Origin of the sequence: Streptomyces sp. NPDC052773 (assembly GCF_044547145.1) — a bacterium.
Lineage (GTDB): Bacteria > Actinomycetota > Actinomycetes > Streptomycetales > Streptomycetaceae > Streptomyces.
Window position 1 is genome coordinate 446,154 of sequence record NZ_JBITZX010000006.1, and the last position, 21,867, is coordinate 468,020.

A 21,867-nucleotide genomic window follows, 5' to 3' on the forward strand; every position below is an offset into this window, starting at 1 on the left:
CGCGCGTAGGCGTTATGGTGCGAAAATGACGAGCCAGACTGACCGGATGGGGACCACCCCGAGCCCGGACCAGATCCGCCGGGCACCCAAAGTTCTGCTCCACGACCACCTCGACGGCGGCCTGCGCCCCGCCACCGTCGTCGAGCTGGCCCACCAGACGGGCTACCGTCACCTCCCGCAGTCCGACCCCGGCAAACTGGGTCTCTGGTTCCGCGAGGCCGCCGACTCCGGCTCTCTGGAGCGGTACCTGGAGACCTTCTCGCACACCGTCGGCGTCATGCAGACCCGCGACGCGCTGTTCCGGGTCGCCGCCGAGTGCGTCGAGGACCTCGCCGAGGACGGCGTCGTCTACGCCGAGATCCGCTACGCCCCCGAACAGCACCTCGACGGCGGGCTCGGCCTCGAAGAGGTCGTCGAGGCCGTGAACGAGGGCTTCCGCGAGGGCGAGCGGCGGGCCGGACAGGCCGGCCGGCGCATCCGCGTGGGCGCGCTGCTCACCGCCATGCGGCACGCGGCCCGCTCGCTGGAGATCGCCGAACTCGCCAACCGCTACCGTGACGAGGGCGTCGTCGGCTTCGACATCGCGGGTGCCGAGGCCGGCCACCCGCCCACCCGCCACCTCGACGCCTTCGAGTTCCTGAAGCGGGAGAACAACCACTTCACCATCCACGCCGGCGAGGCCTTCGGCCTGCCGTCCATCTGGCAGGCGCTCCAGTGGTGCGGCGCCGACCGGCTCGGGCACGGGGTGCGGATCGTCGACGACATCGAGGTCGCCGAGGACGGCACGGTCCGCCTCGGCCGCCTCGCCTCCTACGTCCGCGACAAGCGGATCCCGCTGGAGCTGTGCCCCACCTCCAACCTCCAGACCGGTGCCGCCCGCTCCTACGCCGAGCACCCCATCGGCCTGCTGCGCCGCCTGCGGTTCCGCGCCACGGTCAACACGGACAACAGACTGATGTCCGGGACGAGCATGAGCCGGGAATTCGAGCACCTTGTCGAGGCATTCGGTTACACGCTCGACGACATGCAGTGGTTCTCCGTCAATGCGATGAAATCAGCGTTCATTCCTTTCGATGAACGACTGGCCATGATCAATGACGTCATCAAACCCGGATATGCCGAGCTGAAATCCGAATGGCTGTTTCAGCAGACGGCCTCCACCAGCGGTTTCACCCCTCCGCAAGGCTGATTCGAGGCGGTCGGGAGACCGGGGTCGTGAAGGGGCTTTCACCATCCGTTCGCATTTTTATGTTTGCGACGGCCGGGCCCGCGTGTTTACGTTTCTGGACGCCTCTCACATCCCACCGTCATCCCCCCACGATCAGTCAAGGACGCAATTCACCATGAAGCAGTCTGCTGCCAAGACCCTCGGTGTCGCCGCCCTCGGCGCCGCCTTCGCCGCCGCCGGAGCGGGTGCCGCCAACGCCGCCCCCAGCCTCGCGGACACCACCGGCACGGTCCTGGACACCGCCAACCGCACCCTCCCGGCGGAGAACCTCGACCAGACGATGCCGGGCACGAGCGAGGCGCTGGCCCAGGGGCAGACCGCGCTGGAGCCGGGCCTGAGGGCCGCGCAGCCCGCCGCCGAGCAGCTGCTCGCCGAGGGCCCGAACGGTCCGGCCGCCCACCTGCTCGGCGGTCTGCCGGTGCAGGGGCTGCCCACGCACGGCCTGCCGGTGAACGGCGTCCCGCTGGGCTGACCCGCCGCCCGCACGCGCCGACGGGGCGCACCTCCGGCCTCCCGGGGGTGCGCCCCGTCGGTGTGTCCGCGCCGGCCGGATCACCAGGCCGTACGCGTCGCGTCGCCGGCCTTGCCCTCCGAGGGCAGCAGGATCCACAGCGCGAGATAGAGCAGGAACTGGGGCCCGGGCAGCAGGCAGGAGACCAGGAAGATCACCCGCATCGTCGTCGCGGAGGTGCCGAAGCGCCGCGCCAGCGCTGCGCACACTCCGCCGATCATCCGGCCGCTGGTGGGGCGGGCAAGGCGGGACATGGCGACTCCTTCATGCTCGCGATGAGCGTCGGGCGAGGCAGCCCGGCCGGCCGCCCCCTCTCCCTTCCACGTTACGGAGACGAAGGGGGCAAAGCGTCACTCCACGGGGCGATCCCGACCCTGGGAATCGTCGGGGTACGCCCCTGAGACGGCCCCTCCTGGGAGGCCGCCGGCCGGTGCCCCGCCCGCCGCCGCAGCCACGCCCGCCCGGCCGGCACCACCAGCAGATGCGCCAGGGCCACCCCGGTGGTGTTGAGCAGCAGCGAGTCCACGTCCACGACCCGGCCCGGCACGCCGCTCTGCAGCAGCTCGATGGCCAGCGAGATCAGCACCCCGGCGGCGGTCGTCCGGACGAACGAGACCAGCGGCGAGACGAACAGCCGCCCGCCCGCCATCGGCAGCAGCACCCCGAGCGGCGCCAGCAGCGCCAGCCCCTCCCCGATCCGCCGGGCCGCCTGCGGCCAGCCCAGCGCCAGATCGGCCCTGATGCCGTCCAGCGGACGCAGATTGGCGGGCATCACCCAGGGCAGGTCCAGCGGACGCAGCGTCAGCCAGGCGACGAGCGCGAGGTGCGCGACGAGGAGGACACCCCCTGTCACCCGGATGCGGATCGCGGCGCTGCCGCCCCTGGAGCCTTGACGCTGCACGCCCCCCTAGACGCGACCTTCGCCGGGATCGGTTCCGCTTCACCACGGCCCATCCGGGTGAGGCGTCCACCACACCCGCCGCCGCGGGGCCGCGCCGTCCCGCCCGGGAGCGCCCGGGGTCAGCCGTTCGACACGCCCGTCGAGGGCGGCTCCGTCGAGGCCGGATGGGCGCGGACCTCGTCCGTGCACTCGTAGCGGCGCGGCTCCGCCTCGTCGGGGCCGCCCAGGATGACCGAGCCGTCACCCTCGGCCGCCGCCGAGTCGGAGAACGTACAGACGATCTGGGCCAGCGCGGAGGCGGCGAGCGCGGACGGCGCGGTGCTCAGTCGCAGTGTGTCCTCGGGGTCCCCGGGGCGCGGTCCGGCGACCGTCGTACCGCCGCGCACCTCCGTCTTGTACCCGGCCTCCGTCTCGGCCTGGGACGGGGACTTCGCCAGCTCGTCCAGCAGCCCCTGCGCCACCAGCACCCGCCGTTCGGTGTCCGTCGCGCCCTCCGCGACCCGCACCGTCCGGTCGACGGTCACCAGCGACGACCCGCACAGCAGGAACACCTGCACCGGCATCCCGCGCGACGCCTGCGTCGTCACGTCCGGCGCGGTGAGCGAGCAGTGCGCGCGCGACGGCGCGGGCCCGAAGTCCGTCGGCACCTCGGTGGCCCGGATCCCGCACCCGGCGAGCAGCCCGCCGGCCACCCCGGCGAGCAGTACGGCCGACAGCGGACGGCGTACGTTCATCAGGCACCCTTCCCCTTCGCGCCGCCGTCGCCCGCGTTCTCCGCGGCCTTCTCGGAGTCCTGCCGCGCCAGCTCCGAGGCGTCCTTCGGCAGCCGCAGCGTGAACACCGCGCCACCCTCGGGCGAGTTCGCGGCGGTGATCTCGCCCCCGTGGATGTGCGCGTTCTCCAGCGCGATGGACAGCCCCAGCCCGCTGCCCTCGGAGCGCGGCCGGGAGGCGCTGGCCTTGTAGAACCGGTCGAAGACATGTGGCAGCACGTCCTCGGGGATGCCGGGCCCGTGGTCGCGCACCGCGATCACCACCGCGTCGTCCGCCTCCCGCACCGACACCCGCACCGGCGACCCGCCGTGCTTGAGCGCGTTGCCGATCAGGTTGGCGAGTATCACGTCCAGGCGGCGCGGGTCGAGCCGGGCGTGGATGCCGCGCTCGGCGTCCAGCTCCACCGCGTCCAGCCAGGCCCGCGCGTCGATGCACGCGGTGATCTGGTCGGCGACGTCGACGTCGTCCAGCACCAGCCGCGCGGTGCCCGCGTCGAACCGGGTGACCTCCATCAGGTTCTCGACCAGGTCGTTCAGCCGCCGCGTCTCGCTGACCACCAGCCGTACGGCGGGCTCGATCATCGGGTCGATACCGCCGGCCTCGGAGTCCAGCTCCTCCTCCAGCACCTCCGTCACGGCGGTGATCGCCGTCAGCGGCGTACGCAGCTCGTGGCTCATGTCCGCGACGAACCGCCGCGACGCCTCGTCCCGCGCCGCCATGTCCGCGACCCGCTTCTCCAGCGCCTCGGCCGCCTTGTTGAACGTCCGCGACAGATCGGCCAGTTCGTCGGTCCCGGAGACCCGCAGCCGCGTGTCCAGCTTGCCCTCCCCGAGCCGCCGCGCGGCGACCCCGAGCCGGTGCACCGGCTTCAGCACGGTCGTCGCGGCGGCCTGCGCGAGCAGCGCCGAGCCGATCAGCGCCAGCCCGGTGGCGATCCCCAGCGACCAGGCCAGCGAGTTGAGGTCCTTGGCCTCCGGCTCCAGCGACTTGAGCATGTAGCCGGTCGGCCCGCCCCCGATCACCCGGGTGCCCGCCACCAGATACGGGGTGCCGTCGTCGACGGTCCGCTGCCAGTACAGGTGGTACGGCGACTTGTTGCCGGAGGTGAGCGGCTGCTCCTTGTTGACCGCCTCGCGCAGCGACGCGGGCACGTCCTCGATCGAGAAGCCGTTCAGGCCGCCCGAACTGCCGTACACCGTCCGCCCGTCGTGGCCCTCGGCGACCAGCAGCACGGTGAACTGCTGGCCCCCGGCCGCCATCTGGCCCGCCGTGTGCTGCAACTCGTCGCGCCCCGGATGCTCCGGCAGCGCGCCCGCGCGGTTCTGCATCTCCTGCTCGAAGTCCCGCAGCACCGCGTCCTGGGTACGGCTGAGCACCGCCTCCCGGTTGAGCCAGTACGCGATCGCCGACGCCGACACCGCGGCCGTCAGCGCGACCAGCCCGAACACCACCACCAGCCGCAGCCGCAGACTGGTGAAGCGCAGCCCGGACAGAACTCCCTTGCGTGCCGCGGCCCAGCCGCGGAAACCCCCTTGCCGGTCCGTCACTGAGGCGGATCCAGCCGGTAACCGACACCACGGACGGTACGGATCAGCGTCGGGGACGACGGCACGTCCTCCACCTTCGCGCGCAACCGCTGGACACACGCGTCCACCAGGCGCGAGTCGCCGAGGTAGTCGTGCTCCCACACCAGCCGCAGCAGCTGCTGCCGGGACAGCGCCTGACCAGGACGGCGGCTCAGCTCCAGGAGCAGCCGCAGCTCGGTCGGCGTGAGCTGCAGATCCTCCCCGTTCTTCGTCACCGTCATCGCCGCGCGGTCGATCACCAGGCTGCCGAAGGTCGCCGAGTCGTTCGACTCCCGCTCCCCGCGCCGCAGCACCGCCCGGATCCGGGCGTCGAGCACCCGCCCCTGCACCGGCTTCACCACATAGTCGTCGGCACCGGACTCCAGGCCCACCACCACGTCGATGTCATCGCTGCGCGCGGTCAGCAGAATGATCGGCAACTGGTCCGTGCGCCGGATGCGCCGGCACACCTCGAACCCGTCGATGCCGGGCAGCATCACATCCAGCACGATCAGATCCGGCCGCTGCTCACGCAGCAGCTTCAGACCGTCCTCTCCGCTGGCAGCGGTCGCCACCCGGTGTCCCTGGCGCGTCAGTGAGAGCTCCAGGGCCGTACGGATGGCGTCGTCGTCCTCGATCAGCAACAGGGAAGGCACGGGCCTCATTCTGGCCCATGGCGGTTCGGGATTCGACACTCGGGCAACCGCGTAGCCGTACCGCTCGTCTCTGTCACCGCGCCGTTCTTCCGTGACCCACCCCTGTGACAGCTCTGTGACAGTCGGCGGACACGGCGATGAAGTCCCCCGGGCAGAGTTGTGGACACCAGCACGGAAGCAAGACCGAACACCGGAAGTCCACGACGGGGGGCGCGAGATGAACACGCTGCACGGCACCAGCACCAGCGCAGTGATCACGCGTCTGCACGACGTGCACACGCACCGGGGTTCCGAGAAGTCCGGTGCCGTGAGCGGGCGGGGGTGCGCTCGCGGCACCGGGCGTCAGCACACCGCGATCATGACGGTGGTTGACGGTTTCACGGGGGAAACCAACGGGGGAGCCGCGTACAGGGAGGAATCGGGGGAGCGCCGCTCGCTGTCGGAGGCCGAATTCACGGCCTACGTACAGGAACGCCGCGCCTCCCTGTACGCCACCGCCTACCACCTCACCGGCGACCGCTTCGAGGCCGAGGACCTGCTGCAGAGCGCGCTGTTCTCGACGTACCGGGCGTGGGACCGGATCAGTGACAAGGCGGCGGTCGGCGGATACCTCCGCCGCACCATGACCAACCTGCACATCAGCGCCTGGCGGCGGCGCAAGCTCAACGAGTACCCGACCGAGGAACTGCCGGAGACGCCCGGCGACACGGACGCGATGCGCGGCACCGAGCTGCGCGCGGTCCTGTGGCAGGCGCTCGCCCGGCTGCCCGAACTCCAGCGCACCATGCTGGTCCTGCGCTACTACGAGGGTCGCACGGACCCGGAGATCGCGGAGATCCTCGACATCAGTGTCGGCACGGTGAAGTCCAGCATCTGGCGCTCGCTGCGCCGGCTGCGCGAGGACGAGGTCCTCAGCCTCGGCCGTGACGAGGAGGACGCCTTCGGGGAGCTCGTCGCCTGAAGGTCCCGGGGGGACACGGGGGAGCACCAACGGGAGGGGAACCACGGGGGTCACGGGGGACCACGGGGGATCCTGGGGGGATCCACGGGGGAGCACAGGAGCGGGACTGGAGGGCCGGGGGGTCCGTCCAGTCCCGTTCCGCTGTGTGCGTTCCGTTCGCTCGGTGGCGTTACGCCGCCGTACGGGCCGTGGCGCAGCGTCCGGCCGCCGCGGCGGCCAGCCGGCCCATCGCCTCGTCCTTGTCGCAGGCGTACGCGCCCAGCGCGGTCTGGCGGGCCACGATGGACCGCTCGTCGCGCATCAGCCGCCAGCCGCGACGCAGCAGGAACGGCACCGACTTGCGGCCCTCCTTCAGATCCCGCAGGAAACGCCGGCGGAACGTCGTCACCGGGCCGCGGCTCAGGCAGAGCGCGTCGGCCAGCACCCCCAGCTCCCGGCAGCGGGCGACGATCTCGGCGGCGAAGATGCCCTCCGCGATGAACAGCGGGGTCCGCCCGATGTCGATCGCGTCCGCGCCGGTGCGGGCGCTCAGCGCGATGTCGTAGACGGGCACATGCGTACGACCCGTGCGGCACAGTTCCTCGATCGCGGCGACCGCGGCGTCCGCGTCCCACGAGTCGGGGTGGTCCCAGTCGATGTCGGAGCTCCCCGCCACCTGCGGCAGCGTGGGGTCGTCGCCCTCCTTGTAGAAGTCGTCGAGCCGCAGCACCGGGAGGCCGGAGCGGGCCGCGAGAAGGGACTTGCCGGAGCCGGACGGGCCGCAGAGCAGCACGACGCGGGTGGGTATGGGCGGATGGGAACTCACGGGTCACCAGTGTGCGGCATCGGGCGGCCCGTCAACGACCCCGAGGGTCGGCTTTGAAGCACGCGTCACACGTCAACTACCCTCTGTGCTCGATGGACCACCGTGAGTGGTAGAAGGTGGCAGCAGTGATGGCCCGACACGACTCCACCCAGACTCCGGCCGGCCGCCGCGCCCTCCGTCCGTCGGCAGTCTGCCGGTGGTGGGGCAGGCGGCCGGGCTGCTGGGCGGCGTGCAGGGCTGACCCGCGCCGACGGACAGAGGGCCGCGGCTCCCCTGGACGGAGGGGAGACGCGGCCCTCTGCGCTGTGGGCGGCTTCCGTCAGTACGACGAGCCGGACGCGCCGAGCGAACCCGTCGGGTGCCAGACCGTCTTGGTCTCCAGGAAGGCCGTCAGGCGGTCGATGCCCGGCGTCGCGAAATAATCCACAGGCTGTGGACGCAGCACGCGCTTGAGGTTGTCCGCCGCCGCGATCTCCAGCTCCTTCGCCAGCGCCTCGTCGGCGCCCGCCAGGTCGATCGCGTTGACGTCCTGGTGCGCGGCCAGGGGCGCCGCCAGCTCCGCCGTACGGCCCGACAGGACGTTGACCACGCCGCCGGGGACGTCGGAGGTCGCCAGGACCTCGCCCAGGGACAGGGCGGGCAGCGGGGACCGCTCCGAGGCGATCACGACCGCCGTGTTGCCCGTCGCGATCACCGGGGCGACCACGGAGACCAGGCCGAGGAACGACGACTCCTGCGGGGCGACGACCGCCACCACGCCCGTCGGCTCCGGGGAGGACAGGTTGAAGAACGGGCCCGCGACCGGGTTCGCGCCGCCGATCACCTGGGCGATCTTGTCGGTCCAGCCCGCGTACCAGACCCAGCGGTCGATCGTGGCGTCCACGATCGCCGCCGCCTTCGACTTCGACAGGCCCTCCGCGTCCGCGACCTCGCGCGTGAACTGGTCCCGGCGGCCCTCCAGCATCTCCGCGACGCGGTAGAGGACCTGGCCGCGGTTGTACGCCGTCGCGCCGGACCAGGCGCCGAACGCCTTGCGGGCCGCGACCACCGCGTCCCGGGCGTCCTTACGGCTCGACTGCGGCGCGTTGGCCAGCCAGTTGCCCTTGGAGTCCGTCACCTCGTACACCCGGCCGCTCTCGGAACGCGGGAACTTCCCGCCGACGTACAGCTTGTAGGTCTTCAGTACGGAAAGTCGCTCAGACATCGAGGTACGCCTCCAGGCCGTGCCGACCGCCCTCGCGGCCGAAGCCCGACTCCTTGTAGCCGCCGAACGGCGAGGTCGGGTCGAACTTGTTGAACGTGTTGGACCAGACGACGCCCGCCCGGAGCTTGTTCGCCACCGCCAGGATGCGCGAGCCCTTCTCCGTCCAGATGCCCGCCGACAGGCCGTACTGCGTGTTGTTGGCCTTCGCGACGGCCTCGTCCGGCGTGCGGAACGTCAGCACCGACAGGACCGGGCCGAAGATCTCGTCGCGGGCGATGGTGTGGGCCTGGGTGACGTTCGTGAACAGTGTCGGGGCGAACCAGTAGCCGCTCTCCGGCAGCTCGCAGGCCGGGGACCAGCGCTCGGCGCCCTCCGCCTCGCCCTGCTCGGCGAGCGCGGTGATCCGAGCCAGCTGCTCGGCGGAGTTGATCGCGCCGATGTCGGTGTTCTTGTCCAGCGGGTCGCCCAGCCGCAGGGTGGACAGACGGCGCTTGAGGGAGTCGAGCAGCTCGTCGTGGATCGACTCCTGCACCAGCAGACGGCTGCCCGCGCAGCAGACCTGGCCCTGGTTGAAGAAGATGCCGGTGACGATGCCCTCGACGGCCTGGTCGATGGGGGCGTCGTCGAAGACGATGTTGGCGCCCTTGCCGCCCAGCTCCAGCGTGAGCTTCTTGCGGGTGCCGGCGACCGTGCGGGCGATCTCCTTGCCGACGGCCGTGGAGCCGGTGAAGGCGACCTTGTTCACGTCGGGGTGGGCGACGAGCGCGGCGCCGGTGTCGCCGTAGCCCGGGAGGATGTTGACGACGCCCTTGGGCAGGCCCGCCTGGCGGCAGATGTCCGCGAAGAACAGGGCCGACAGGGGGGTCGTCTCGGCGGGCTTCAGGACCACCGTGTTGCCGGTCGCGAGCGCCGGGGCGATCTTCCACGCCAGCATCAGCAGCGGGAAGTTCCAGGGGATGACCTGGCCCGCCACGCCCAGCGGGCGGGGGTCCGCGCCGAAGCCTGCGTGGTCGAGCTTGTCGGCCCAGCCCGCGTAGTAGAAGAAGTGCGCGGCGACCAGCGGGAGGTCGGCGTCGCGGGTCTCCTTGATCGGCTTGCCGTTGTCCAGGGTTTCGAGGACCGCCAGCTCGCGGCTGCGCTCCTGGATGATCCGGGCGATACGGAACAGGTACTTGGCACGCTCGCTGCCGGGCAGCGCCGACCACTTCTCGAAGGCCTTGCGGGCGGCCTTGACCGCGCGGTCGACGTCCGCCTCGCCCGCCTGGGCGACCTCGGAGAGGACCTCCTCGGTGGAGGGGCTGACCGTCTTGAAGACCTTGCCGTCGGCCGCCTCGGTGAACTCGCCGTCGATGAACAGGCCGTACGAGGGGGCGATGTCGACGACCGAGCGGGACTCGGGAGCCGGTGCGTAATCGAATGCCGATGCCATGGTGATCAGTCCACCGTCACGTAGTCGGGGCCGGAGTAGCGGCCGGTGGCCAGCTTCTGACGCTGCATCAGCAGGTCGTTCAGGAGCGAGGAGGCGCCGAAGCGGAACCAGTGGTTGTCCAGCCAGTCCTCGCCGACGGTCTCGTTGACCAGGACCAGGAACTTGATGGCGTCCTTCGAGGTGCGGATGCCGCCGGCCGGCTTCACGCCGACCTGGATGCCGGTCTGCGCCCGGAAGTCCCGGACGGCCTCCAGCATGAGGAGGGTGTTCGCCGGGGTGGCGTTCACCGCGACCTTGCCCGTGGACGTCTTGATGAAGTCCGCGCCCGCCAGCATGCCGAGCCAGCTCGCGCGGCGGATGTTGTCGTACGTCGACAGCTCGCCGGTCTCGAAGATGACCTTCAGGCGGGCGTCCGTCCCGCAGGCCTCCTTCACGGCGACGATCTCGTCGTACACCTTCATGTACCGCCCCGCGAGGAACGCGCCCCGGTCGATGACCATGTCGATCTCGTCGGCGCCCGCGGCGACGGCCTCGCGGACGTCGGCCAGCTTCACCTCGAGAGGGGCGCGGCCCGCCGGGAAGGCGGTGGCGACCGACGCGACCTTCACGGAGGAGCCGGCCACGGCCTCCTTCGCGGCGGCCACCATGTCGGGATAGACGCAGACCGCGGCCGTGGCGGGCGTGGAGCGGTCGGTGGGGTCCGGGTGGACCGCCTTGGCGCCGAGCGCCCGGACCTTGCCCGGGGTGTCCGCGCCTTCCAGCGTCGTCAGGTCGACCATCGAGATGGCCAGGTCGATGGCGTAGGCCTTGGCGGTCGTCTTGATGGAACGGGTGCCGAGAGACGCGGCGCGCGCCTCCAGGCCGACCGCGTCGACGCCGGGCAGCCCGTGCAGGAAACGGCGCAGCGTGCTGTCGGACGCGGTGACGTCACTCAGTGCGTGTGCGGCGGGGGCAGTAGTGGGCATGGTCACCAGACGAGCATATCTACGCGCGTAGCTGCTGTACACCCCCCGGCGGTCATCCGTGCTCGATCGGGGGCTCGGCGCCACGGATGAGCGTCGGCGGACGAGGCGCGGTGGGGGGGGGCGGGTGGTGGCTGGGGCGGCGGGCCGTGGGCGTTGTCGGTGGCGTCGGGCAGAATCGGGGCCATGACGACCACCGAGTCCAAGGATCGGATCTACCGGTCGCCCGCGGGCATCGCCGGAGGTGTGCTGCTGCTCGGCCTCGCCGCGTGGCTCGGCATCGACGCGATGGTCGCCGGTGACGGGCGCACGCCGTGGCTGGCGCTGGCGACGCTGCTGCTGGTGGTGCCGCTCGTGACCGCCTTCACGCTGCGGCCCGCCGTCGCCGCGAACGACGACCGGCTGCGGATCCGCAACCCCTTCCGGGTCGTCGTGCTGCCCTGGGGCGAGGTCGCCTCGCTGCGGTCCGGGTATTCGAACGAGGTCGTCGCCAAGTCCGGCAGGAAGTACCAGCTGTGGGCCATACCGGTGTCCCTGCGGGCCCGGAAGAAGGCGGCGCGGCGGGAGGCCCGGCGGGCGGTGGAGCCGGCCGGGGGCCGTGCCGGCCGCGAGCGCGGGCTCGGGGGGCTCGCCGGGTTCGGTGGCGGGGCCGTGCCGGGTGGCGGGGCCGTGCCGGACGGGCCGGTGCGGGCGCAGACCGACCAGATCATGGACGAGCTGCGGGAGCTGCTGGAGGCGCACGAGACGGCCGAGGCGGCGCAGGGGCAGGTCACCGTGCGGTGGGCGTACGAGATCGTGGCGCCGGCGGTGGTGGGGGCGGTGCTGCTGGGGGTGCTGCTCGGGCTCGGCTGAGTCCGAAGGGGCCTGTGGATGCCCGGGCCCTGTGGATGCCCGGGCCCTGTGGGTGCCTGGGCGGTGTGGGTGCCTGGGAGGAGGGTTGCCACCGCACGCTCGCTCCTTCTCACCGCGCCGGTGAGGTGCGGGGTGGGTGCCATGGAGAGCCCCTGGGTTCCCCATGGCACCCCTCGTGTCAGATGCCCGCCGCTGCCGAGAGGTCGCGCTTGATCGCGGCCAGCAGGTCCGTCGCCCGGGTGCGGGCGGCCGGGAGGTCGGCGTGGGTCGCCACCGGGACGACGACCTCCAGGTAGCACTTCAGCTTCGGTTCCGTGCCGCTGGGACGGACGATGACGCGGGCGCCCTCCAGGGTGTAGCGCAGGCCGTCGGTGGGCGGGAGCTTCTCCGTGCCCTGGGTGAGGTCCTCGGCGTTCGTGATCGGCAGGCCGGCGAGTTGGGTCGGGGGCTGCTCGCGCAGGCGGCGCATCGCGTCCGCGATGAGGGACAGGTCCTGCACGCGGACCGAGAGCTGGTCCGTGGCGTGCAGGCCGTGCTCCACGGCGAGGTCGTCGAGGAGGTCGAGCAGGGTGCGGTTCTGCTCCTTGAGGGCCGAGGCGAGTTCCGTGATCAGCAGGGCCGCGGTGATGCCGTCCTTGTCGCGGACGCCCTCTGGGTCGACGCAGTAGCCGAGGGCCTCCTCGTAGCCGTAGCGCAGGCCGTCGACGCGGGCGATCCACTTGAAGCCCGTCAGGGTCTCCTCGTAGGGCAGGCCCGCCTTCTCGGCGATGCGGCCGAGGAGGGAGGAGGAGACGATCGACTCCGCGAAGGTGCCGCGGGCTCCGCGGGCCACCAGGTGGGCGGCGAGGAGCGCGCCGACCTCGTCGCCGCGGAGCATGCGCCAGTCGCCGCCGTCCTTGACGGCCACGGCGCAGCGGTCGGCGTCCGGGTCGTTGGCGATCACCAGGTCGGGCTCGGTTTCGCGGGCCTTCGCGAAGGCCAGGTCCATCGCGCCGGGCTCTTCCGGGTTGGGGAAGGCGACGGTCGGGAAGTCCGGGTCCGGGTCGGCCTGCTCGGCGACGAGGTCCGGGGCGGGGAAGCCGGCGCGGGCGAAGGCGGCGAGGAGGGTGTCCTTGCCGACGCCGTGCATGGCCGTGTAGACCGTGCGGGCCGTGCGGGGGGAGTCCGGGGAGAGGACGGCGTCGGTGCGGGCCAGGTAGGCGTCGAGGACGCTGTCGTCGAGGGTCTCCCAGCCCTCGGTGGGGCGGGAGACGGTGGTGAGGGACGGGATCGCGGCGATCTCGGCGGCGATGTCCGTGTCCGCGGGCGGGACGATCTGGGAGCCGTCGCCCAGGTAGACCTTGTAGCCGTTGTCGCGGGGCGGGTTGTGGCTGGCCGTGACCTCCACGCCGGCGACCGCGCCGAGGTGCCTTATGGCGAAGGCGAGGACGGGGGTGGGGAGGGGGCGGGGGAGGATCGCCGCGCGCAGGCCGGCGCCGGTCATGACGGCGGCGGTGTCGAGGGCGAAGTCCTGGGACTTGTGGCGGGCGTCGTAGCCGATGACGACGAGGCCGTTCGTGTGGCCGTTCTTGTTCAGGTACGCGGCGAGGCCGGCGGCGGCTCGGATGACGACCGAGCGGTTCATGCGCATGGGGCCGGCGCCGAGTTCGCCGCGGAGGCCGGCGGTGCCGAACTGGAGAGTGCCGCTGAAGCGGGCGGTGAGTTCCTGGACGTCGTGGGCCTCGATGAGCTTGGCGAGTTCGTCGCGGGTCTCCGCGTCGGGGTCCTCGGCCAGCCATGCCTTGGCCCGGGCGATGAGGTCGTCGGTCGTCACGTCGGGTCGCCTCTCGGTCGTCTTGCTTCGTCGTGGGGGCGGGTGCCGGTTGGGGGTGCGTTCGGGTGCCTGCGGCGGCCTGTGCGGGTGCGTGGGGCTGTGCCTGTGCCTGCGGCGGCCTGTGCGGCCGTGTGGGGGTTGCTGTAGCGCCTGCGGTGCGTTTCGGGGCCGGGGCCGTGCCGGGGGGTGTCCGTCCTCGGTCCGGCGGGGCCGTTTCTCGCAGGGTGACCGGTGCTGGACGCCGGACGCTGCGGGCGGACACCCCCCGGCACGTCCCCTTCCCGCCGTTGGCGGTCGGCCGTGCGTGGGGGGTGCCCGGCACCCCGTCGGGCCTACAGGCGGCCCAGGACCTGGGCCAGCAGGGAGCCCATGCGGGCGGCGGAGTCGCGGCCGGCCTGAAGGACTTCCTCGTGGTTGAGGGGCTCGCCGGTCATGCCCGCGGCGAGGTTGGTGACCAGGGAGATGCCCAGGACCTCGGCGCCGGCCTCGCGGGCGGCGATGGCCTCGAGAACGGTCGACATGCCGACGAGGTCCGCGCCGATGACGCGGGCCATGCGGATCTCGGCCGGGGTCTCGTAGTGCGGGCCGGGGAACTGCGCGTAGACGCCCTCCTCGAGGGTGGGGTCGATCTCCTTGCACAGGGCGCGCAGGCGCGGGGAGTACAGGTCGGTGAGGTCGACGAAGTTGGCGCCGACGATCGGGGAGGTGGCGGTCAGGTTGATGTGGTCGCTGATCAGCACCGGCTGGCCGGGGCGCATGCCCTCGCGCAGGCCGCCGCAGCCGTTGGTGAGCACGATGGTCTTCGCGCCGGCGGCGACGGCGGTGCGGACGCCGTGCGCGACGGAGGCGACGCCGCGGCCCTCGTAGTAGTGGGTGCGGCCGAGGAAGACCAGGGCGCGCTTGTCGCCGATCTCGTACGAGCGGATCTTGCCGCCGTGCCCTTCGACCGCCGGCGGCGGGAAGCCGGGGAGCTCGGTGACCTGGAACTCGGCTGCGGGAGCGCCCAGCGCGTCCACGGCCGGCGCCCAGCCGGAGCCCATCACGAGGGCGACGTCGTGGGACTCGGCGCCGGTGAGTTCGCGCAGGCGCGCGGCGGCGGCGTCGGCGGCGGCGTAGGGGTCGCCCTGGATGTCGTCCGGAAGAAGAGATGCGTTCACGCCGTCGAGGGTAGCCGAGCATTGCCTACGCGCGTAGATGACAGAGCTCACGGGATTGCGATCGTTGTCTTGTCGTTTCCGACGAGACGTGGGGGCGCGGGGGCTGGTGGGGCGTTGTGACCTGGTCAGCAGGGGCGTTTGCGCAGTTCCATGACGTAGTCGTGGGGTGCCCCGGCGGATTCGGCGGCGTCGGCGATTTCGCCCAGATAGCGGGCCGAGGGCAGGCCGCCCTCGTAGCCGTTGAGGACGTAGACCCAGGCCTGTTCCTCGCCGTCGAGGGTGTGGACGCGGACCTGGAGGCGGCGGTAGACGTCCAGGTCCACGCCGACCCAGCGGTCCAGGGACTCCTCGTCCATCGGGGCGATGTCGTAGAGCGCGACGAAAACCTGGGAGAGGGGTTCCTCGACGATCGTGGCGAGGGCGCCCTCCCAGCCGAGCTGTTCGCCGCCGAAGGTCAGCCGCCAGCCGTTCAGCCAGCCCGTGGCGCGCAGCGGCGAGTGAGGAGCGCGGCGCGTCATCAGCCGCGCGTCGAGATTGCCGGCGTAGGCGGCGTAGAGCGACATGGGGAGAGGGTACGGCAGTCGGCTCGGCCGTCACTTTTGTTGCTGGGACATCTGTGGTACCCCGGGCGGGCCCCCGGGGCAGTCGCATCTTGAAGCGTGCGGGACAATGGAGTACGTGACTCGGATCGTGATCATCGGTGGCGGACCCGGCGGATACGAAGCGGCGCTGGTCGCCGCTCAGCTCGGTGCGGAGGTGACCGTCGTCGACTGCGACGGTCTGGGCGGTGCGTCGGTCCTGACCGACTGCGTGCCGTCGAAGACGCTCATCGCGACGGCCGAGGTGATGACCACCTTCGACTCGTCGTACGAGGAGCTGGGGATCATCGTCGCGGACGACACCCCGCACATCGACACGCCCGCCCGGGTGGTGGGGGTCGACCTCGGCAAGGTCAACCGGCGCGTGAAGCGGCTCGCGCTCGCCCAGTCGCACGACATCACGGCGTCCGTGACGCGGGCCGGCGCCCGGGTGATGCGCGGGCGCGGGCGGCTGGAGGGGCAGCAGGCCCTGGACGGGTCGCGCAAGGTCGTGGTGCGGGCCGCCGACGGGACCGAGGAGACGCTGGTCGCCGACGCGGTGCTGATCGCGACGGGCGGGCATCCGCGCGAGCTGGCCGACGCCAAGCCCGACGGTGAGCGGATCCTGAACTGGACGCAGGTGTACGACCTGACCGAGCTCCCCGAGGAGCTGATCGTGGTCGGGTCCGGTGTCACCGGTGCCGAGTTCGCCGGTGCCTACCAGGCGCTGGGTTCGAAGGTGACGCTGGTGTCGTCGCGGGACCGGGTGCTGCCCGGAGAGGACCCGGACGCCGCCGCCGTGCTGGAGGACGTGTTCCGGCGGCGCGGCATGAACGTCATGGCGCGGTCGCGTGCCCAGTCCGCCAAGCGGGTGGGTGACCGGGTCGAGGTCACGCTCGCCGACGGGCGGGTGATCACCGGTACGCACTGCCTGATGGCCGTGGGCGCCATCCCGAACACCGAGGGCATGGGGCTGGAGGAGGCCGGGGTCCGGCTGCGGGACTCCGGGCACATCTGGACCGACAAGGTCTCCCGGACGACGGCTCCCGGTGTGTACGCCGCCGGTGACGTGACCGGGGTGTTCGCGCTGGCCTCGGTGGCGGCCATGCAGGGCCGTATCGCCATGTACCACTTCCTGGGCGACGCCGTGGCGCCGCTGAACCTGAAGACCGTCTCGTCGAACGTCTTCACGGACCCCGAGATCGCGACCGTCGGCTACACCCAGGCCGACGTGGACGCCGGGAAGATCGACGCCCGGGTCGTGAAGCTGCCGCTGCTGCGCAACCCGCGCGCGAAGATGCAGGGCATCCGGGACGGCTTCGTCAAGATCTTCTGCCGGCCCGGCACCGGGATCGTGGTGGGCGGTGTCGTCGTGGCGCCGCGCGCTTCGGAACTGATCCATCCGATCTCGATCGCCGTCGACAACAATCTGACGGTCGAACAGATCGCGAACGCCTTCACCGTGTACCCCTCCCTTTCGGGGTCGATCGCCGAGGTGGCCCGGCAGCTGCACACCCGCAAGGCGGGCGACGGCGGCTGACGGCCGAAACCAAGTCCCCGCTGGTCACAGCGAGTTGCCGACCGTGCGTGCGGCATAGGGGGCGGAATTGGGCTCCTATACCACTTCCGCCCCTCCTGTGCGAACAACTTCTGTTATTCGGCGCATACTGCTGAAAGCAGACGGTCGTTGGGGTTACTGTCAGTTTCGTGTTCGCTGCAGAACGTCGCCAATTGATCCTCGAAATGGTGCGAGCGAACGGGGCCGTGTCGCTCCGTGAACTCGCCCGCGTCGTCCAGACCTCCGAAGTGACCGTACGACGGGACGTGCGCGCGCTGGAGGCAGAAGGACTCCTCGACCGCCGGCACGGCGGTGCGGTACTGCCGGGCGGATTCACGCGGGAGTCCGGCTTTCCGCAGAAGTCTCATCTCGCGACCGCCGAGAAGACGGCCATCGCCGACCTCGCCGCCAACTTCGTCGAAGAGGGCGAGGCCATCGTCGTCGGGGCGGGCACCACGACGCAGGAGCTGGCCCGCCGGCTCGCCCGGATCCCCGGGCTGACCGTCGTGACCAACTCCCTGCTGGTCGCCCAGGCCCTGGCGCACGCCAACCGGGTGGAGGTCGTGATGACCGGCGGCACGCTGCGCGGGTCCAACTACGCCCTCGTCGGCTCCGGCGCCGAACAGTCCCTCCAGGGCCTCAGGGTCTCCCGGGCCTTCCTCTCCGGGAGCGGGCTCACCGCCGAGCGCGGGCTGTCCACGTCCAACATGCTCTCCGCCTCCGTCGACCGCGCGCTCGTGCAGGCCGCCGCGGAGGTGGTGGTCCTCGCCGACCACACCAAGCTCGGCACGGACACCATGTTCCAGACCGTGCCGACGGACGTCATCACCCGCCTCGTCACCGACGAGCCCCCGCCGCACGACGACCGCGCGGCCACCGAGCTCCAGGCCCTGGCCGACCAGGGCGTCCAGATCGCCGTCGCGGGCACCGGCGCCCCGGGAAATTCCGGGGGCCACGGCAGCGCGGGAGGTGACGCGCCGGGGCGCCAGCAGCGCCGGGACGTACCCGTTCCGGGGCCTCGCCGTGGCCAGGTCCCCGGTGGTCAGCTGCGCGCGGCCACGGTCATGGGCACCGAACAGCCGCCCGGGGCGGAGCGAGGCGCGCGGGTGGCCGATCTGCGGCGACGGTGAGGCGCGCGGCGGTCCGGGCGGGGCGGTCTCCGGCGTGGCCCGCGGTGTGCAGTGCCGCTCCTGCGGGCCGGGTGCCGCTCCCGCGGTCGTGTCCGTCGCAGGGTGACCGCTTGTCGTGCCGTACGACGCGTACGTACGCCGGACAACGCCGCGCGCCCGGCGGGGAAACCCCCGCCGGGCGCGCGGCCGAACCGTTTGACGCGGTCCGGGTCAGTCCTTGATCTCGCAGATGGCGGCGCCGGAGGTGATGGAGGCGCCGACCTCGGCGGTGAGGCCCTTGATGGTGCCCGACTTGTGGGCGTTGAGGGGCTGTTCCATCTTCATGGCCTCCAGGACGACGACGAGGTCGCCTTCCTTGACCTCCTGACCCTCCTCCACGGCGATCTTGACGATCGTGCCCTGCATGGGGGAGGCGAGGGTGTCGCCGGAGGCGACGGGGCCGGACTTCTTCGCGGCGCGCCGCTTCGGCTTGGCGCCGGCGGCGAGGCCGGTGCGGGCCAGGGACATGCCGAGCGAGGAGGGCAGGGAGACCTCCAGGCGCTTGCCGCCGACCTCCACGACGACGGTCTCGCGGCCGGCTTCCTCATCGGTGTCCGCGGTGTCGGCGGGCGCCGTGAACGGCTTGATGTCGTTGACGAACTCGGTCTCGATCCAGCGGGTGTGGACCGTGAACGGGTCGGTCGAGCCGGTCAGCTCCGGCGCGAAGGCCGGGTCGGTGACCACCTTGCGGTGGAACGGGATGGCGGTGGCCATGCCCTCGACCTCGAACTCGGCCAGCGCGCGGGAGGCCCGCTCCAGGGCCTCCTTGCGGGTGCGGCCGGTGACGATGAGCTTGGCGAGCAGGGAGTCCCAGGCCGGGCCGATGACGCTGCCGGACTCCACGCCCGCGTCCAGGCGGACGCCGGGGCCGGAGGGCGGGGCGAACTTGGTGACCGTGCCGGGGGCGGGCAGGAAGTTGCGGCCCGGGTCCTCGCCGTTGATGCGGAACTCGAAGGAGTGGCCGCGCAGGACCGGGTCGTCGTAGCCGAGCTCCTCGCCGTCGGCGATCCGGAACATCTCGCGCACCAGGTCGATGCCCGCGACCTCCTCGGTGACGGGGTGCTCGACCTGGAGGCGGGTGTTGACCTCCAGGAAGGAGATCGTGCCGTCGAGGCCGACCAGGAACTCGACGGTGCCGGCGCCGACGTAGCCGGCCTCCTTCAGGATGGCCTTCGAGGCGCGGTACAGCTCGGCGACCTGCTCCTCGGAGAGGAACGGGGCCGGGGCCTCCTCCACCAGCTTCTGGTGGCGGCGCTGGAGGGAGCAGTCACGGGTCGAGACCACGACCACGTTGCCGTGCTTGTCGGCGAGGCACTGGGTCTCGACGTGGCGGGGCTTGTCGAGGTAGCGCTCGACGAAGCACTCGCCGCGGCCGAAGGCGGCGACCGCCTCACGGACGGCCGAGTCGTACAGCTCCGGGACCTCTTCGAGGGTGCGGGCGACCTTCAGGCCGCGCCCGCCACCACCGAAGGCGGCCTTGATCGCGATGGGCAGGCCGTGCTCCTTCGCGAACTCCACGACCTCGTCCGCTCCGGAGACCGGGTCGGGGGTGCCCGCGACCAGGGGGGCGCCGGCGCGCTGGGCGATGTGACGGGCGGCGACCTTGTCGCCGAGGTCGCGGATGGCCTGCGGGGGCGGGCCGATCCAGATCAGGCCCGCGTCGAGGACCGCCTGGGCGAACTCGGCGTTCTCCGAGAGGAAGCCGTAGCCCGGGTGGATGGCGTCGGCGCCGGATTCCTTGGCGGCCTTCAGGACCTTCTCGATGTCCAGATAGCTGGTGGCCGGAGTGTCACCGCCCAGAGCGAACGCCTCATCCGCGGCGCGGACATGCAGAGCGTCCCGGTCCGGGTCGGCGTAGACGGCAACGCTCGCGATACCGGCGTCCCGGCAGGCCCGGGCAACGCGGACAGCGATTTCGCCACGGTTGGCGATGAGCACCTTGCGCACGATGAGGCTCCCTCCTTGAAACAAGCCGAGTTTAGGGACTGCCGACACGGCACTTCGACCCGTCCCCAATGGTGAGCTTGCCCACACGGAGCGTGATTCGAGGCTCGCTCGACCCGCGAAATCCCTTGTCGCACCGTGGTACGCAGGACTCCTGCGGGAAACCCTAGCCGTCCGCTGTGGTCAAGGTCTCTGTCATCAGGTGCTGCGGGCCACTCTGTTTCTTTGTGGAGTCCCTACGAATGGCCCAATGGTTCTTTGCTCCGCGCGGAAGTCTTGTCCCGTGGTTTACCCGTTAGTAGCGTTCGCGATGTCCAGAACGTACTTGGGGTAACAGCAGCCTTGCTCCGGCGAGGGTCGAAGGTGGGTGGAACCGTGGTGCGCAGGCCGGTGGCATGGATCGTGGCGGTCGTGCTCTTCGCCGAGGCCCTGGGCATCGCGGGGCTGAACTGGTTCCTCGGAGTGGTGGTCGACCGTCAGGACATGTCCCTCGCCGGGCTCGACCCCGACGTCATGGCGACCTCGTCGAAGATCGGCGGCGTGGTCTTCGGCCTCTACTTCGCCCTGTGCGGCCTCGTGGCCCTGCTCGTGGCCCTCCGGGACCGTCCCGCCGCCGGCCTCGGGCGCATCCTGCTGATCAGCGCGGCCGTGGTGCACGGGCTGCTGGGCGCGTTCGTGTGGGGGCTGGTGGGGTGGCCGGCGTTCCTGTTCATGGTGCTGGTGCTCGGGCTGATCGTGCTGTTGCTGATGACGTACGACGGGCGGGGGGCGGCACCCGCGGAGGCCGCCGGCCCTGCGGGGCCTTCTGACCCCGCGGGGTCGTCTGGCGTCACGGGGTCGTCTGACGTCACGGGGTCTTCTGGCGCCATGGGGCCTTCTGACGCCATGAGGCCTTCTGGTGTCATGGGGACGTCGGACTCCGCCTCACCCGAGCGGCCCACCGACACGCTGCCGGAGGGCGGGACGGCCAGGGCCTGACCGCCCCCGCGGGTCACCGGCCCGGTGTCACGTCCACAGGTCCGTGATGTTGACGCCCAGCTGGGCCAGCAGCTTGCGGACGAGGGGGAGGCTGATGCCGATGACGTTGCCGTGGTCGCCGTCGATGCCGTCGATGAAGGGGGCCGAGCGGCCGTCGAGGGTGAAGGCGCCGGCGACGTGGAGGGGCTCTCCGGAGGCGACGTAGGCGGCGATCTCCTCGTCGGTGGGGTCGCCGAAGCGGACGACGGTGGAGGCGGTGGCGGAGGCGTAGCGGCCGCTCGCGGTGTCGTAGACGCAGTGGCCGGTCTGGAGGGTGCCGGCCCGGCCGCGCATGGACTTCCAGCGGGCGGTGGCCTCCTCCGGGTCGCCGGGCTTGCCGAGGGCCTGGCCGTCCAGGTCGAGGACCGAGTCGCAGCCGATCACGATGGCACCCATGACCTCGGGCCGCGCCGCGACGACGGAGGCCTTGGCCTCGGCGAGGGCGAGGGCCAGTTCGGCGGGGGTGGGGGCGGTGACGGCGTCCTCGTCGACGCCGCTCACGATCACCTCGGGGTCGAGCCCGGCCTGGCGGAGCAGGCCCAGGCGGGCGGGGGACTGGGAGGCGAGCACGAGTCGGCGGCGCGGCTGATCGGTCATGCCGTCAGGTTAACGGCGTGGCCGCCCCGGTTCACCTGTCCCTCCGGTCTCACCCGAGCCCGATGACGATCATCGCGAGCACCATGGCCAGCGCCATGAGAACGCCCAGCCGCCGCAGCATGGCCTGCATGTCGCGCAGCTCCTGGGGCGGTTCGTTCTCCGGGTCGGACCACAGCATGCCTGCCAT

The 21,867-nt window shown here is 71.7% G+C and carries 22 protein-coding genes; 7 read left to right on the top strand and 15 right to left on the bottom strand.

Going from position 1 to position 21,867, the window contains the following annotated elements:
• The first annotated feature begins 25 nt into the window (after positions 1-25).
• Positions 26-1,189 carry an adenosine deaminase gene (locus ACIG0D_RS17105; protein WP_365761844.1) on the top strand — a complete coding sequence of 388 codons (1,164 nt, stop codon included), beginning with the start codon at positions 26-28 and terminating at the stop codon, positions 1,187-1,189.
• A gap of 154 nt (positions 1,190-1,343) precedes the next feature.
• Positions 1,344-1,700 (top strand): ATP-binding protein, encoded by a 357-nt coding sequence (locus ACIG0D_RS17110; protein ID WP_399801130.1) that lies wholly within the window; start codon positions 1,344-1,346, stop codon positions 1,698-1,700.
• Between the two features lie 80 nt (positions 1,701-1,780).
• Here the strand turns inward: ACIG0D_RS17110 and ACIG0D_RS17115 are convergent, their stop codons facing one another.
• The 5 genes from ACIG0D_RS17115 to afsQ1 all read right to left on the bottom strand — a co-directional run bounded on the left by ACIG0D_RS17115 (position 1,781) and on the right by afsQ1 (position 5,634).
• The gene (locus ACIG0D_RS17115; protein WP_399801133.1) at positions 1,781-1,993 is read right to left on the bottom strand and encodes a PspC domain-containing protein; all 213 of its coding nucleotides are present in this window, start codon (positions 1,991-1,993) and stop codon (positions 1,781-1,783) included.
• A 71-nt stretch (positions 1,994-2,064) separates the two neighbouring features.
• The gene (locus ACIG0D_RS17120) at positions 2,065-2,640 is read right to left on the bottom strand and encodes a VanZ family protein (RefSeq protein WP_399801135.1); all 576 of its coding nucleotides are present in this window, start codon (positions 2,638-2,640) and stop codon (positions 2,065-2,067) included.
• 119 nt (positions 2,641-2,759) lie between these two features.
• Positions 2,760-3,374: a hypothetical protein gene (locus ACIG0D_RS17125; RefSeq protein WP_399801137.1), complete on the bottom strand. Its 615-nt coding sequence runs from the start codon at positions 3,372-3,374 to the stop codon at positions 2,760-2,762.
• Positions 3,374-4,960 (bottom strand): ATP-binding protein, encoded by a 1,587-nt coding sequence (locus ACIG0D_RS17130; protein WP_399801139.1) that lies wholly within the window; start codon positions 4,958-4,960, stop codon positions 3,374-3,376. The genes ACIG0D_RS17125 and ACIG0D_RS17130 overlap by 1 nt, the downstream gene beginning before the upstream one ends.
• Entirely contained in the window at positions 4,957-5,634 is a 678-nt protein-coding gene (gene afsQ1, locus ACIG0D_RS17135; protein WP_166001883.1) for a two-component system response regulator AfsQ1, read from the bottom strand. Before afsQ1 ends, ACIG0D_RS17130 begins: the two co-directional genes overlap by 4 nt.
• A 217-nt stretch (positions 5,635-5,851) precedes the next feature.
• On the opposite strand from afsQ1, the gene ACIG0D_RS17140 reads away from it, so the two are divergent.
• Positions 5,852-6,595 (top strand): SigE family RNA polymerase sigma factor, encoded by a 744-nt coding sequence (locus ACIG0D_RS17140; protein WP_399801141.1) that lies wholly within the window; start codon positions 5,852-5,854, stop codon positions 6,593-6,595.
• A gap of 169 nt (positions 6,596-6,764) precedes the next feature.
• On the opposite strand, the gene ACIG0D_RS17145 is transcribed toward ACIG0D_RS17140, so the two are convergent.
• From ACIG0D_RS17145 to deoC, 4 genes are all read right to left on the bottom strand, one after another.
• Entirely contained in the window at positions 6,765-7,400 is a 636-nt protein-coding gene (locus tag ACIG0D_RS17145; protein ID WP_399801143.1) for a uridine kinase, read from the bottom strand.
• Positions 7,401-7,719: 319 nt separating this feature from the next.
• Positions 7,720-8,604, bottom strand: coding sequence for an aldehyde dehydrogenase family protein (locus ACIG0D_RS17150; RefSeq protein WP_399801145.1), 885 nt, complete (start codon positions 8,602-8,604; stop codon positions 7,720-7,722).
• The gene (locus tag ACIG0D_RS17155; protein ID WP_399801148.1) at positions 8,597-10,033 is read right to left on the bottom strand and encodes an aldehyde dehydrogenase family protein; all 1,437 of its coding nucleotides are present in this window, start codon (positions 10,031-10,033) and stop codon (positions 8,597-8,599) included. Before ACIG0D_RS17155 ends, ACIG0D_RS17150 begins: the two co-directional genes overlap by 8 nt.
• Before the next feature lie 5 nt (positions 10,034-10,038).
• Complete coding sequence (gene deoC, locus ACIG0D_RS17160) at positions 10,039-10,998, bottom strand: deoxyribose-phosphate aldolase (protein WP_399801265.1); 960 nt, start codon at positions 10,996-10,998, stop codon at positions 10,039-10,041.
• Positions 10,999-11,181: 183 nt separating this feature from the next.
• On the opposite strand from deoC, the gene ACIG0D_RS17165 reads away from it, so the two are divergent.
• Positions 11,182-11,847 (top strand): PH domain-containing protein, encoded by a 666-nt coding sequence (locus ACIG0D_RS17165; RefSeq protein WP_399801151.1) that lies wholly within the window; start codon positions 11,182-11,184, stop codon positions 11,845-11,847.
• 178 nt (positions 11,848-12,025) lie between these two features.
• Here ACIG0D_RS17165 and ACIG0D_RS17170 read toward each other — a convergent pair whose 3' ends face one another.
• From ACIG0D_RS17170 to ACIG0D_RS17180, 3 genes are all read right to left on the bottom strand, one after another.
• Positions 12,026-13,660 (bottom strand): phospho-sugar mutase, encoded by a 1,635-nt coding sequence (locus ACIG0D_RS17170; protein ID WP_399801154.1) that lies wholly within the window; start codon positions 13,658-13,660, stop codon positions 12,026-12,028.
• A gap of 332 nt (positions 13,661-13,992) precedes the next feature.
• Entirely contained in the window at positions 13,993-14,817 is an 825-nt protein-coding gene (locus ACIG0D_RS17175; RefSeq protein ID WP_399801156.1) for a purine-nucleoside phosphorylase, read from the bottom strand.
• Between the two features lie 125 nt (positions 14,818-14,942).
• On the bottom strand, positions 14,943-15,380 hold the full coding sequence (locus ACIG0D_RS17180) for a gamma-glutamylcyclotransferase (RefSeq protein WP_365761872.1): 438 nt from the start codon (positions 15,378-15,380) through the stop codon (positions 14,943-14,945).
• Between the two features lie 106 nt (positions 15,381-15,486).
• Between ACIG0D_RS17180 and ACIG0D_RS17185 the strand changes: the two genes are divergently transcribed.
• Both ACIG0D_RS17185 and ACIG0D_RS17190 read left to right on the top strand, forming a co-directional pair.
• Positions 15,487-16,935, top strand: a complete 1,449-nt coding sequence (locus tag ACIG0D_RS17185) for an NAD(P)H-quinone dehydrogenase (protein ID WP_399801159.1) — start codon at positions 15,487-15,489, stop codon at positions 16,933-16,935.
• 203 nt (positions 16,936-17,138) lie between these two features.
• A complete protein-coding gene (locus ACIG0D_RS17190; protein WP_399801162.1) occupies positions 17,139-18,083 on the top strand; it encodes a DeoR/GlpR family DNA-binding transcription regulator in 945 nt (314 codons plus the stop codon).
• A gap of 210 nt (positions 18,084-18,293) precedes the next feature.
• Here the strand turns inward: ACIG0D_RS17190 and ACIG0D_RS17195 are convergent, their stop codons facing one another.
• Positions 18,294-20,069 (bottom strand): acetyl/propionyl/methylcrotonyl-CoA carboxylase subunit alpha, encoded by a 1,776-nt coding sequence (locus tag ACIG0D_RS17195; RefSeq protein ID WP_399801164.1) that lies wholly within the window; start codon positions 20,067-20,069, stop codon positions 18,294-18,296.
• Between the two features lie 372 nt (positions 20,070-20,441).
• Here ACIG0D_RS17195 and ACIG0D_RS17200 point away from each other — a divergent pair, with 372 nt between their 5' ends.
• On the top strand, positions 20,442-21,044 hold the full coding sequence (locus ACIG0D_RS17200) for a hypothetical protein (protein WP_399801166.1): 603 nt from the start codon (positions 20,442-20,444) through the stop codon (positions 21,042-21,044).
• A 27-nt stretch (positions 21,045-21,071) separates the two neighbouring features.
• Here the strand turns inward: ACIG0D_RS17200 and ACIG0D_RS17205 are convergent, their stop codons facing one another.
• Complete coding sequence (locus ACIG0D_RS17205; protein WP_399801169.1) at positions 21,072-21,680, bottom strand: Maf family protein; 609 nt, start codon at positions 21,678-21,680, stop codon at positions 21,072-21,074.
• 49 nt (positions 21,681-21,729) lie between these two features.
• Positions 21,730-21,858, bottom strand: a complete 129-nt coding sequence (gene mmpB / locus ACIG0D_RS17210) for a morphogenic membrane protein MmpB (protein WP_365758398.1) — start codon at positions 21,856-21,858, stop codon at positions 21,730-21,732.
• Positions 21,859-21,867 lie beyond the last annotated feature (9 nt).

Coding starts and splice junctions, on each gene's coding strand:
- ACIG0D_RS17105 (WP_365761844.1), top strand. CDS start 26: ATGACGAGCCAGACTGACCGGATGGGGACCACCCCGAGCCCGGACCAG.
- ACIG0D_RS17110 (WP_399801130.1), top strand. CDS start 1,344: ATGAAGCAGTCTGCTGCCAAGACCCTCGGTGTCGCCGCCCTCGGCGCC.
- ACIG0D_RS17115 (WP_399801133.1), bottom strand. CDS start 1,993: ATGTCCCGCCTTGCCCGCCCCACCAGCGGCCGGATGATCGGCGGAGTG.
- ACIG0D_RS17125 (WP_399801137.1), bottom strand. CDS start 3,374: ATGAACGTACGCCGTCCGCTGTCGGCCGTACTGCTCGCCGGGGTGGCC.
- ACIG0D_RS17140 (WP_399801141.1), top strand. CDS start 5,852: ATGAACACGCTGCACGGCACCAGCACCAGCGCAGTGATCACGCGTCTG.
- ACIG0D_RS17150 (WP_399801145.1), bottom strand. CDS start 8,604: ATGTCTGAGCGACTTTCCGTACTGAAGACCTACAAGCTGTACGTCGGC.
- ACIG0D_RS17155 (WP_399801148.1), bottom strand. CDS start 10,033: ATGGCATCGGCATTCGATTACGCACCGGCTCCCGAGTCCCGCTCGGTC.
- deoC (WP_399801265.1), bottom strand. CDS start 10,998: ATGCCCACTACTGCCCCCGCCGCACACGCACTGAGTGACGTCACCGCG.
- ACIG0D_RS17165 (WP_399801151.1), top strand. CDS start 11,182: ATGACGACCACCGAGTCCAAGGATCGGATCTACCGGTCGCCCGCGGGC.
- ACIG0D_RS17180 (WP_365761872.1), bottom strand. CDS start 15,380: ATGTCGCTCTACGCCGCCTACGCCGGCAATCTCGACGCGCGGCTGATG.
- ACIG0D_RS17185 (WP_399801159.1), top strand. CDS start 15,487: ATGGAGTACGTGACTCGGATCGTGATCATCGGTGGCGGACCCGGCGGA.
- ACIG0D_RS17190 (WP_399801162.1), top strand. CDS start 17,139: ATGGTGCGAGCGAACGGGGCCGTGTCGCTCCGTGAACTCGCCCGCGTC.
- ACIG0D_RS17205 (WP_399801169.1), bottom strand. CDS start 21,680: ATGACCGATCAGCCGCGCCGCCGACTCGTGCTCGCCTCCCAGTCCCCC.
- mmpB (WP_365758398.1), bottom strand. CDS start 21,858: ATGCTGTGGTCCGACCCGGAGAACGAACCGCCCCAGGAGCTGCGCGAC.